The sequence below is a fragment of the Simplicispira sp. genome (assembly GCF_028687295.1).
In the GTDB taxonomy this organism is placed as follows: Bacteria; Pseudomonadota; Gammaproteobacteria; order Burkholderiales; family Burkholderiaceae_C; genus Simplicispira; species Simplicispira metamorpha.
The window spans coordinates 1-10,882 of sequence record NZ_JAQUAL010000109.1 but is presented as its reverse complement, the minus strand read 5'-3'; the positions used below and the strand labels follow the sequence as shown (position 1 = coordinate 10,882).

Here is a 10,882-nt window from a genome sequence, read left to right as displayed (position 1 = left end):
GATGCAACGGCTGAACCGTTTGCTTACCAGTCTTGCGTAACGCACCGGGTTTTTGCGCGCTGCCCCTCCTAGGATGGCCTTTTTTCAAGGAAATCCGATGGCTGTGCAGAATCCTTTCTTTGGCAAGCGTGAACCCGAAACCCCCCAGCCCCGCCACACCACGGTGATGCCGGGCAGCCTGGGCAGTGCTGTCACCAGTGCCTCTGCGGTGTCCAGTGCCGTGGCCAACGCCAGCGCACCCAGCGTGGGCAGCAAGCTCACCGTGGGCCCCAAGATCAAGCTCAAGGGCGTAGAAATCACCGACTGCGACACCCTGGTGGTAGAGGGAACGGTAGAGGCCACCATGAACTCGCGCGTGATCCAGATTGCCGAGCAGGGCGCTTTTCGCGGCAGTGCTGAAATCGACATCGCTGAAATCCGTGGCGAATTCAGCGGCACGCTCACGGTGCGCGAGAAACTGCTGATCTTTGGCACCGGCAAAGTCAGCGGCAAAATCCGCTACGGCAAGCTGGTGATTGAAGAGGGCGGGCAGTTGTCCGGAGAAATCGATGTGGGCGTGGGCGCCGGCCAGCGCCCGGCAGCCAGCGTGCGTGCAGAGCCCTTGCCACTGGTGGCCTGAATCTGCCCCACCGGCGCGCCGCCACCCTGGGGGCGGTGCGTTCAGTGGGCGCAGTCCGGGGGGCGGGGCACCGGGCACGGTTTGCCCTCGTCATCAATGGCCACAAAGGTCAGCATGGCCTCCGTGACCTTGATGTAGCGGCCCTGCTCAGACATGCGCTCGGCGTAGGCTTCCACCGCCACCGTGATCGACGTGTTGCCGATGCGCGTGACGTGCGAGAAGAACGACAGCAAATCGCCCACACGCACGGGGTGTTTGAAGATGATTTCGTTGACTGCCACGGTGGCCATGCGGCCCTGGATGTAGCGCGCGGGCAGCACGGCGCCTGCCAAGTCCAGTTGCGCCATCACCCAGCCGCCAAAAATATCGCCGTTGGCGTTGCAATCGCCGGGCAGGGGAATGACCTTGAGTACCAGCTCGTGGTGGCTGGGCAAAGCAGGGGCGGGCAGAAGATGCAGGTCGGGCATGGGCACAATCTCGGTACAACAACCCTCGGAATTGTCCCCCATGCGCCACCACGGCGAGTCCTCTGCCCCCGTTTCCCCTCAAAACTCCGCGCAACCGCGCTCCGACTGGACCACCCTCTCGCGCCTGCTGCCCTATTTGTGGCAGTACAAGTGGCGCGTCGTTGTGGCCATCGTCTTCATGGTGGGCGCCAAGGTGGCCAACGTGGGCGTGCCCGTGCTGCTGAAAAACCTGGTCGATACCATGGACGTCAAGCCGGGCGACCCGGCCATCGTGCTGGTCGTGCCCGTGGGCCTGCTGCTGGCCTATGGCCTGCTGCGCCTGTCGACCTCGCTGTTCACCGAGCTGCGCGAGCTGGTGTTCTCCAAGGCCACACAGGGCGCGGCGCGCTCCATTGCGCTGCAAACCTTTGAGCACCTGCACGCGCTCTCTTTGCGCTTTCATCTGGAGCGCCAGACCGGTGGCATGACGCGCGACATCGAGCGCGGCGTGCGCGGCATCGAATCCTTGATCTCGTTCACGCTGTTCAACATCGGTGCCACGCTGATCGAAGTGGCCATGGTGCTGACGGTGCTGGCGGTCAAGTTCGACGCCTGGTTTGCCTGGATCACGCTGGCAGCGCTGGCGTTTTACATCACTTTCACGGTGGTGCTGACCGAGTGGCGCACGCAGTTTCGCCGCCAGGCCAACGAGTTTGATTCGGCCGCGCACAGCAAGGCGGTGGACTCGCTGCTGAACTACGAAACCGTCAAATACTTCAACAACGAAGCCTTTGAAGCGGGCCGCTACGACGAGAGCTTGCAGCGCCTGCGCACGGCGCGGCTGAAGGCGCAGAGCACGCTCTCGCTGCTCAACACCGGCCAGCAGCTCATCATCGCCATCGGCCTGGTGGCCATGCTGTGGCGCGCCACGCAGGGCGTGGTCGATGGCCGCATGACGCTGGGCGACCTGGTCATGGTCAACGCCTTCATGATCCAGCTCTACATTCCGCTGAACTTCCTGGGCGTGATCTACCGCGAGATCAAGCAAAGCCTGACCGACCTGGACAAAATGTTCACGCTGATGGACAAAGAGCGCGAGGTGGCCGATGCGCCCGGCGCGCAGCCGCTCACTGGCCTGGAACGCGCCGATGTGCGTTTTGAGAACGTCGAATTTGCCTACGACCCGGCGCGGCCCATTCTGAAAGGCATCAGCTTTGACATTCCCGCCGGTAAAACCGTGGCCGTGGTCGGGCCGTCGGGCTCGGGAAAATCGACGCTGGCGCGGCTGCTGTTTCGCTTCTACGACATCCAGCAGGGCCGCATCACCATTGCCGGGCAGGAGATTCGCAGCGTGACGCAGGCCAGCGTGCGCCGGGCGATTGGCATCGTGCCGCAGGACACCGTGCTGTTCAACGACACCGTGGCCTACAACATCGCCTATGGCCGCACGGGCGCCACGCAGGCCGAGATCGAGGCCGCCGCCCGCGCCGCACGCATCCACGACTTCATCGCCGCCACGCCCAAGGGCTACGCAACACAAGTGGGCGAGCGCGGCCTGAAGCTCTCGGGTGGCGAAAAGCAGCGCGTGGCCATCGCCCGCACGCTCTTGAAAAACCCGCCCATCCTGATTTTTGACGAGGCCACCAGCGCCCTCGATTCAGCCAACGAGCGCGCCATCCAGGCCGAGCTGCACAGCGCCGCGCAGAACAAAACCACGCTGCTGATTGCGCACCGCCTGTCCACGGTGGTGGAGGCGCACCAGATTCTGGTGATGGACGCGGGCTGCATCATCGAGCGCGGCACCCACGCCGAGCTGCTGGCGCGCGGCGGCCGCTACGCCAGCATGTGGGCCTTGCAGCAAAGCGGTGAGGTGGCCTGAAACGGGCATGGGGCGGCTGCGCGCTCCTGAAAACGTAGCTGCTTGCGCACACTGCGCAAGGTTTTGAGGCATAAAACAAGCGCAATTTCATGCGGGATGTGCGCTTGCAGCTCCTGAATCAGGAGCGACTGGCAGGCTTTTATGGAGCAGCCGCGCGCCTGTGTTATACAAAACACCACCCTATTCACAGCGTAACCACACCCGCAATATGAGCACGCAAAAAAATCCCGTCGTCTATGGCACCGAAGACCTGCTGGTCAGCCTGTGCAACTCGGTCACCCGGGTGCTGAACGTGGCCACCCAGACCCAGATCAGCTACTCGGGCATGGTGCAGCGCATCAGCAAAACCTGTCTCAAGCCCGATATTGGCTGCTTCGTGCTGTTTGACGGCGGCTTTTCCGGGCTGGTGATCATCAACTTCTCGGGCGCGGCGGCCATGGAGATTTACGAGAGCTACATGCTCAACATGGGCATGTCCAAAAGCGACCTGGCCAGCTCGTTCACCTCGGACGAGGTCAGCAACGTGATGGGCGAGCTGATGAACCAGGTGGTGGGCGACTTCACCGGCAAGGTGCGCCGCGAGCTGCAAACGCACATCACGCAAAACCAGCCCAAGATGCTGGCGCTGAACAAGGAGGTGCTGCTCAGTGTGGATGCCAACCTGGACCAGCCCGAGGCGCGGCGCGTTACTTTCTACACCGGCTCTAACCACATTTTTTACCTGGAACTGGCCATTGACCGCACCGAGTTCATCAAGCTCTACGACTTCGAGCCCCAAGACGTGCCCAACCCCGATGAGCTGATTGCCCAGGCACACGGCGCCGGGGCGGCTGCACCCGCCCCCGCAGCCGCACAGCCCCTGAGTGAGACCGACGAGCTGCTCAAGTCGCTGGGGATGTGATGCGGCCCCTGCGGGCGTGTTCGCCGTGCGCTGGCAGTGCGGTGGGGGCGTTCAGCAGGCGCGCCACACGCGCCACGATGTCGTCGATTTGAGCCCCATCGCAGATGAGCGGTGGCAGCAAGCGGATGGTGGTGTCCCGCGTCACCGTGATGAGCAGGCGCTGTTGCGCCAGCGCACGCCCGAGCAGCGCTTTGGCGTCTGATTCCAGTTCGATGCCTACCATCAGGCCCAGGCCCCGGATGGCCACGACGCGCGGGTGGTCGCGCAGCGCATGTTGCAAGCCAGCCAGCAGCCGGTGGCCCAGCTGGGCAGCGCGCTCGGGGATGTTGTCGCGTTCCATCACGTCCACCACCGTGCAACCGATCCGGCAAGCCAGCGGATTGCCGCCGAAGGTGCAGCCGTGGTGGCCGGGGGAGAACAGTTGTGCCGCCTGGCCCCGTGCCAGGCAGGCGCCTATCGGAAAGCCATTGCCCAGCGCTTTGGCCAGGGTGATGACATCGGGCGCAATGCCCGCGTGCTGGTAGCCAAACCAGGTGCCGGTGCGGCCCATGCCGGTTTGCACTTCATCGACCATCAGCAGCCAGCCTTGCTCGTCGCACAGGGCCCGCAGCGCGCGCAGGTACTCGGGGCTGGCAGGGCGCACACCGCCTTCTCCTTGCACCGGCTCGACCAGCACGGCCACGATGCCGGGCACCTGCGCCGCAGCCTGGCGTACTGCGCCGATGTCGTTGTAGGGCACGCGCACAAAGCCCGGCATCAAGGGTTCGAACCCGCGGTGCGCTGCCGGGTTGCCGGTGGCCGCCAGCGTCGCGATGGTGCGGCCATGAAAGCTGTTGTCCATCACCAGCACCTGCGGCTGGGCCACCTGTTTGCGCTGGCCGTGCAGGCGCGCCAGCTTCAGCGCTGTCTCGTTGGCCTCGGCCCCCGAGTTGCAGAAGAACGCACGCTGCATGCCCGACAGCCCGCACAGCCGCTCCCCCAGGCGCTCTTGCCAGTCGATCTGAAACAGGTTGGAGGTATGCAGCAGCAGCCCCGCCTGCTCGGTAATGGCGGCGGTGATCTCGGGGTGCGCATGGCCCAGGCTGGTCACGGCAACGCCCGCGATGGCGTCCAGGTATTCGGTGCCTTGTGTATCCCACAGGCGGGCACCGCTGCCGCGACAGAAAGACACGGGCTGGCGGGCATAGGCCTGCATCAAATGTGAAGTGGTGTTTGGCATGGAGGTGTTCTCAATTCTGGTGTGCTGGTTCTGCTGGTTCGTTGGGCCAGTAATGGCTGTCTGGCAAGGCGCGCGCGCCAAAAATGGCCTGGCCGACGCGCACCACGGTGGCGCCTTCTTCAATGGCGATCTCAAAGTCGCCCGACATGCCCATGGACAGCCCATCCAGGCACAGCCCTGCCGGGGCGCTGGCGCGAAGCTGGTCGCGCAGTGTGCGCAGCCCGATAAAGCATTGGCGCACCCGCGCTGTCTCGGGCGACAGCAGCGCCAGCGTCATCAGCCCGCGCACGCGCAAGGCGGGAAAGGCGGGCAAGGCCTGCAAAAAAGCCGCTACGTCCTGGGGTGGCAGGCCGTATTTGCTGGCCTCGCCGGAGGTGTTGACCTGCACGAACACGTCCAGCACACGCCCCTGTGCGCGCAAGTGCTGGTCCAGCGCCTGGGCCAGGCGCAAGCTGTCCAGCGCCTGAAATTCGGTGGCAAAACGCGCCACCAGCTTGGCCTTGTTGGTTTGCAGGTGGCCGATGACCGACCAGCGCACATCTGCCAGATCGGCCATCGCTTGCCATTTGCGGTGGGCTTCCTGCACCTTGTTTTCTCCCCACTGGCGGCAGCCCGCTGCGTAGGAGAGGCGAATGCGTGCTTCGTCCATGGTTTTGCTCACCGGCAGCAGGCGCACGCTGGCGGGGTCGCGCCCCACGCGCTGGCAGGCCGCAGTGATGCGCGCCTGCACAGCGGCCAGGTTGCGCTGCAAGTCCTCCAGCGTGCTGGCCTGGGGGTAGTGGCTGCGCTCGATGTGCGAACCGGGCGCTGTCCCGGTGGCATCGGCGTCGGAGGTGGATGGCGTCATTTGGCCACCGCCTTGCTGCCAAGGGGTTCGGGCGCAGAGCGCGACGGGTTGCGTGACCACTGGCCATGGAGCACCGCGTAAGCCACCAGCCCGATCACCAGCCCCCAGAACGCCCCGCCAATGCCCCACAGCTTGATGTTGGCGGCAGCGGCCAGGAAAGTGATCAGCCCTGCTTCACGGGTTTGGGGGTCTGCCATTGCGCTGGCCAGGCTGGTGCCAATGGTGCCCAGCAAGGCCAGCCCTGCCAGCGTGGTGATAAAGCTGGCCGGAAACGCCATGAAAACCGCCGCCAACGTGACCCCGAACACCCCCACGAGGATGTAGAAAACACCCGCCGCAATGCCTGCCACCCAGCGCTTGGAGGGGTCTTCGTGCGCTTCCTTGCCCGTACAGATGGCCGCCGTGATGGCCGCGATGTTGAAGGCGTGCGAGCCAAACGGCGCCATCAGCAACGAGCCCAGCCCGGTGAGGGTGACGATGGGGTTGGCGCTGGTCTTGAACCCGTCGTTGCGCAGCACCAGCATGCCGGGCATGTACTGGCCCGTCAGCGTGATCAGAAACAGCGGCAGCGCCACGCTCAGCAAGGCATTGAGCGAGAACACCGGCAGGGTGAGCACGGGCGCAGCCAACTGCCATTGCAGGCCCGACAGGTCCACGCGCTCTTGCGCCAGCAGGAGCGCCAGCCCCAGCACCAGAATGCCCACCACGGCGTAGCGTGCGCAAAAGCGCTTGAGCACGACATAGGCCACGATCAGCACGCTGCTCAACAGCGGGTCGATGCTCACGCTGCCAAAGGCGCCAATGCCGAACTGCAACAAGATGCCCGCCAGCAGCCCGGCCGCCACGCCTGGCGGAATCAGGCGGATAAGTTTCTCGAAATAGCCTGACAAGCCCAGCAGCACAAAGGCCGCGCCAGAGACCAGGTAGGCACCCACCGCCTCGGCATACGGCGTGGTGGCCAGCGCCGTGACCAGGAACGCTGCCGCAGGCGTGGACCAGGCCGTGATGATCGGCTCGCGGGCCATGGCACTGAGCAACAGGCCCGTCACCCCCACGCCAATCGAAATTGACCAGACCCACGAGGCCGTCAGCTCCGGGCTCAGGCCCGCCACCTTGGCCGCCTGAAAGACCAGAATGAAGGTGCCGCCGTAGTTGACGATGACCGAAATCAAGCCCGCCACCACCGGGTGGGCAAGGTCGCGCAGTTGAATGGGTGGCGGTGGTGTGCTGGAAAACGACATGGCCTGGGGGCTCCCTCTGAAGTGCGAAATCGCGGGTATCAAAAGTGGTTTTATACCGTTGCAGTGGACTGTTCTTCTATGTCACTTTTGCAATGGTGTGCAGACCACTTTGGTCAAAACCAGAGGCTGGCGCTGCCCATGGATACGGTGCAAAGTCCAGGTGGGGCCATAAAATGGACTGCTGTTATTGGCCAATTTGCAGAAAAAAAGCAGACCACATGAAAAGCGTTTTTGAGCTGGAGACACTGAGGATGCGGCTCAGCGATGCCGACCTGCAGCCCCTGGACTTGCACCAGCGCATTCAGCGTGCCCTGCGCGCCCTGATACTGGATGGGGCCCTGGGGCCGGGTGTCAAACTGCCTGCCACGCGCGCGCTGGCCCAGTCGCTGGGTGTGGCCCGCGACACCGTGGAGAACGCCTATGTGCAGCTCCAGCGCGATGGTTTCGTCGTCCGGCGCAAAGGCTCTGGCAGCTATGTGCCCGAGACCATGGGCACCGAGCTGCGCGGCGCCGAGCGGCGGCGCCTGAGGTTTCGCTCTCCCGCCCGCAGCACCCCGCAGGCCGGTGCCGGTCTGAGCCGGCGGGGCCGGATGGTGCTTGACAGCGGCGGGGTGGCCGATCAACAGGTGATCCAGGCCTTTGCCACGGGCCTGCCCGAAACCCGCACCTTTCCCGTACAGGTTTGGGAGCGTTTGCAGCGCCAGGTGTTGAAAGACCACCGCACCCAGGTGCTGCTGCATGGCGACCCGCAAGGCGCCAGGCCCTTGCGCGAGGCCATTGCCGCCTACCTCAATCTGGAGCGGGGTGCCCAGGTGTCGGCGGAACAGATTCTGGTGCTCAGCAGCACCCGGCAGGCCTTGTTTCTGTGTGCGCAGTTGCTGGTGGACGCGGGCAAACCAATTTTGTTGGAGAACCCCGGCTACTTCGGCGCCAAAAAAGCATTTGAATCCGCCGAGGCCAAGGTCGTGCCGGTGGACGTGGATGCCCAAGGCATACGCACTGACCTGTTGCGCGCCGACCGCAGTGGCGCCAGTTGCGTCTATGTGACACCTTCGCACCAATACCCCACGGGGGCCACCTTGTCGCTGGAGCGGCGGCTCGACTTGATTCACTGGGCGGCTGACAACGGCAAGTGGATCCTCGAAGACGACTACGACAGCGAGTTCCACTACGACGGCCTGCCTACCGCGTGTGTGCAAGGCCTGGACAAGTACCAAAGAACGCTCTACATCGGCACCTTCGGCAAAACGCTCTACCCTGGGCTGCGCATGGGGTACATGGCGCTTCCGCTGGAGCTGGTGCGCGCATTCACCCATGCGCGCAGCATCCTGGATGGCCATACGCCCCAGGCCGTGCAGTTGACCTTGGCACGCTTCATGGAAGATGGGCACTACAACGCCCACGTCAGGGCCATGCGCAAGCTTTATGCGGGCCGGCGCGATTACATGCTCGATGCCATCGAGCGGCATCTGGGCGCCGTGGTGGCGCCGCTGCGGCCAGCGGGCGGTATGCAGATACCGTGCTTTCTGAAGCCAGGCTGGTCTGAGGAGGCCACCATTCGGCAGGCGGCGGCGGCGGGCGTGCAGTTGCCCGGCTTGAGCCGGCTCTATCTGGGGCCGCAGAAGCAGTCTGGCTGGTTGCTGGGCTATGCCTGCCTGACGGAGCAGGCCATTGAAACGGCCATGCTGCGCCTGGCCCAGGCCCTCAGACAGTAGGCGAAAAAAAGCCGCCCAGCCTGGGCTGAGCGGCATGGCCGCAGCGCGGCGCCCGGTAGCAGGGCCTTGGCGGCTTACTGCTTGCGCGCAGCGATGGACTTTTCAGCCAGGTCCACCAGGTCGGCGCCGATCTGGCCCTTCCACTTGTCCACCACGGGGCGGGTGGCCTTGACGAAGGCGTCGCGCTCGGCAGCGGTGAGCTGGGTCACGGTCACGCCGTGGCTGGCAATTTCCTTGAGCAGCGGCTTGTCGGCCTCAACCACGCCTTTGCGGGCGATGGCGATCTGCTCTTTGCCCGCGTCGATGGCTGCTTGCTTGACGATTTCGCGGTCGGCGGGTGTCCAGCTGTTCCAGATGTCCTTGTTGACCACAAACACCAGCGGGTCGTTCATGTAGCCCCACAGCGTCAGGTGCTTTTGCGCTACGGTGTAGAGCTTGGCGGCCATGAACACCGACAGCGGATTTTCTTGCCCATCGACGGCGCCGCTGGCCATGGCGGGCTGGGCATCGGCCCAGCTCATTTGTGTGGGGTTGGCGCCCAGGGCGGTGAACGTGTCGAGGAACAGCGGCGAGCCGACCACGCGGATCTTCATGCCCTTGAGGTCAGCGGGGCTCTTGATGGGCTTTTTGGAGTTGGAGATTTCGCGGTAGCCGTTCTCGCCCCAGGCCAGTGGCATGACACCGGCTTTGTCCAGCGTCTGGAACAGGCGCTTGCCCACTTCGCCCTGCGTGAGCGCATCGGTGGCGGCGTAGTCGGGCATCAAAAACGGCAGCGAGAACAGGTTCAGCTGCTTGACCTGGGGCGACCAGTTGATGGTCGAGCCAATGGCCATGTCGATCACGCCCTGGCGCAGCGCGGAGAACTCGCGCGTCTGGTCGCCCTGGATCAGCGAGACGCCGGGGTAGAGCTTGATGTTGATGCGGCCCTGGGTGCGTTCGCGCACCTTGTTGGCCCACAGCTCACCGCCCTTGCCCCAGGGAAAGGCGGTGCCCAGCACCAGCGACATGCGGTACTCGCTCTTGTACGCGGTCTGCGCGATGGCCGCAGGCGCGGTAAAGGCCAGGGCGGCCGCAGCGGCCACGGCGGTGGTCAGGAAAGTACGCAGTTTCATGGGTTCTCCTTGCTATGAAAAAAGTAGCTGGTAGCGCTTATCTGGCGGGCCTTGGAGCCCATTTTATTCAATATTCTCAATAACCGAGACGGGCAGGCAGCCACAGCGCCAGGGGCGGGAAGGCAATCACCAGCACCATCACCAGGAACATGGCCAGCAGCATGGGCCCGACCCAGCGCACGGTGGACTCCATGCGCACCCCGGCAATGCGGCACGACACCATCAGGTTCACGGCCAGCGGCGGTGTGAACTGGCCCAGCGCCACCTTGAGCGTAAGGATGACGCCAAACCACACCGGGTCCCAGCGGTAGTGCTCCATGATGGGCAGCAGCAGCGGCACGAAGATCAAAAAGATGGAGATGCCGTCCAAAAACATGCCCACCGTGACCAGCAGCAAAATCAAGAGCGCCAGCACGCCATATTCGCCCAGCCCCGAGTTGACGATGGCTTTGGCCACCGGGTCGATCACGCCCAGCGTGGACAGCGAGAAGGCAAAAATCCCGGCCAGCGACACCACAATCAGGATCACGGCGGAGAGTTCGCCCGACTCGCGCAGGATGGTGAACAAATCGCGCACGGCAATTGTGCGGTGGATGACCATGCCGACAAACAGGCCGTAGAACACGGCGACCACGGCAGCCTCGGTGGGCGTGAACCAGCCCGCGCGCATGCCGCCCAGAATCAGCACCGGCGCGGCCAGGCCCCAGGCCGCTTCGCGCAGGCTGCGCCAGAACGGCGGGCGCGGCATGGACGCTTCGAGTGCCCCCATCTTGTGTTTGCGCGCCATCCACACGGCCGGAACGATGAGCGCAATGCCCGCCAGAATGCCCGGAATCATCCCGGCGGCAAACAGCGCTGGCACCGAGGCGCCTGGCACCAGCACCGAGTAAATGATGAACGCCA

General features: G+C 64.4%; 10 protein-coding genes. 4 read left to right on the top strand and 6 right to left on the bottom strand.

The window, feature by feature from the left end:
• Nucleotides 1-97: 97 nt before the first annotated feature.
• Nucleotides 98-619, top strand: coding sequence for a bactofilin family protein (locus PHX69_RS11865; protein WP_119012689.1), 522 nt, complete (start codon nucleotides 98-100; stop codon nucleotides 617-619).
• 41 nt (nucleotides 620-660) lie between these two features.
• Here the strand turns inward: PHX69_RS11865 and PHX69_RS11860 are convergent, their stop codons facing one another.
• Nucleotides 661-1,086, bottom strand: coding sequence for an acyl-CoA thioesterase (locus PHX69_RS11860; RefSeq protein ID WP_119012688.1), 426 nt, complete (start codon nucleotides 1,084-1,086; stop codon nucleotides 661-663).
• Nucleotides 1,087-1,126: 40 nt separating this feature from the next.
• Here PHX69_RS11860 and PHX69_RS11855 point away from each other — a divergent pair, with 40 nt between their 5' ends.
• Together PHX69_RS11855 and PHX69_RS11850 are read left to right on the top strand one after the other, a co-directional pair.
• Nucleotides 1,127-2,944: an ABCB family ABC transporter ATP-binding protein/permease gene (locus tag PHX69_RS11855; protein ID WP_288043887.1), complete on the top strand. Its 1,818-nt coding sequence runs from the start codon at nucleotides 1,127-1,129 to the stop codon at nucleotides 2,942-2,944.
• A gap of 208 nt (nucleotides 2,945-3,152) precedes the next feature.
• A complete protein-coding gene (locus PHX69_RS11850; protein ID WP_288043886.1) occupies nucleotides 3,153-3,845 on the top strand; it encodes a DUF3334 family protein in 693 nt (230 codons plus the stop codon).
• Here PHX69_RS11850 and PHX69_RS11845 read toward each other — a convergent pair.
• The 3 genes from PHX69_RS11845 to PHX69_RS11835 are packed head-to-tail and all read right to left on the bottom strand — an operon-like array spanning nucleotide 3,826 to nucleotide 7,152.
• Complete coding sequence (locus tag PHX69_RS11845; protein ID WP_288043884.1) at nucleotides 3,826-5,064, bottom strand: aspartate aminotransferase family protein; 1,239 nt, start codon at nucleotides 5,062-5,064, stop codon at nucleotides 3,826-3,828. The two genes, PHX69_RS11850 and PHX69_RS11845, sit on opposite strands and share 20 nt — an antisense overlap.
• A 10-nt stretch (nucleotides 5,065-5,074) precedes the next feature.
• Nucleotides 5,075-5,911, bottom strand: coding sequence for a YggS family pyridoxal phosphate-dependent enzyme (locus PHX69_RS11840; RefSeq protein WP_288043883.1), 837 nt, complete (start codon nucleotides 5,909-5,911; stop codon nucleotides 5,075-5,077).
• Nucleotides 5,908-7,152, bottom strand: a complete 1,245-nt coding sequence (locus PHX69_RS11835) for a benzoate/H(+) symporter BenE family transporter (RefSeq protein WP_288043881.1) — start codon at nucleotides 7,150-7,152, stop codon at nucleotides 5,908-5,910. Before PHX69_RS11835 ends, PHX69_RS11840 begins: the two co-directional genes overlap by 4 nt.
• A 218-nt stretch (nucleotides 7,153-7,370) precedes the next feature.
• Here PHX69_RS11835 and pdxR point away from each other — a divergent pair, with 218 nt between their 5' ends.
• Nucleotides 7,371-8,867, top strand: a complete 1,497-nt coding sequence (pdxR, locus tag PHX69_RS11830; RefSeq protein ID WP_288043880.1) for a MocR-like pyridoxine biosynthesis transcription factor PdxR — start codon at nucleotides 7,371-7,373, stop codon at nucleotides 8,865-8,867.
• A 74-nt stretch (nucleotides 8,868-8,941) separates the two neighbouring features.
• Here pdxR and PHX69_RS11825 read toward each other — a convergent pair whose 3' ends face one another.
• Complete coding sequence (locus tag PHX69_RS11825) at nucleotides 8,942-9,979, bottom strand: DctP family TRAP transporter solute-binding subunit (protein ID WP_119012681.1); 1,038 nt, start codon at nucleotides 9,977-9,979, stop codon at nucleotides 8,942-8,944.
• Between the two features lie 76 nt (nucleotides 9,980-10,055).
• Nucleotides 10,056-10,882: TRAP transporter large permease (locus PHX69_RS11820; RefSeq protein WP_288043879.1), on the bottom strand; the 827-nt coding region annotated here is incomplete at its 5' end.

What these genes read in the sequence shown, in the direction of transcription:
- PHX69_RS11865 (WP_119012689.1), top strand. Translation starts at nt 98, where the DNA reads ATGGCTGTGCAGAATCCTTTCTTTGGCAAGCGTGAACCCGAAACCCCC.
- PHX69_RS11860 (WP_119012688.1), bottom strand. Translation starts at nt 1,086, where the DNA reads ATGCCCGACCTGCATCTTCTGCCCGCCCCTGCTTTGCCCAGCCACCAC.
- PHX69_RS11855 (WP_288043887.1), top strand. Translation starts at nt 1,127, where the DNA reads ATGCGCCACCACGGCGAGTCCTCTGCCCCCGTTTCCCCTCAAAACTCC.
- PHX69_RS11850 (WP_288043886.1), top strand. Translation starts at nt 3,153, where the DNA reads ATGAGCACGCAAAAAAATCCCGTCGTCTATGGCACCGAAGACCTGCTG.
- PHX69_RS11845 (WP_288043884.1), bottom strand. Translation starts at nt 5,064, where the DNA reads ATGCCAAACACCACTTCACATTTGATGCAGGCCTATGCCCGCCAGCCC.
- PHX69_RS11840 (WP_288043883.1), bottom strand. Translation starts at nt 5,911, where the DNA reads ATGACGCCATCCACCTCCGACGCCGATGCCACCGGGACAGCGCCCGGT.
- PHX69_RS11835 (WP_288043881.1), bottom strand. Translation starts at nt 7,152, where the DNA reads ATGTCGTTTTCCAGCACACCACCGCCACCCATTCAACTGCGCGACCTT.
- pdxR (WP_288043880.1), top strand. Translation starts at nt 7,371, where the DNA reads ATGAAAAGCGTTTTTGAGCTGGAGACACTGAGGATGCGGCTCAGCGAT.
- PHX69_RS11825 (WP_119012681.1), bottom strand. Translation starts at nt 9,979, where the DNA reads ATGAAACTGCGTACTTTCCTGACCACCGCCGTGGCCGCTGCGGCCGCC.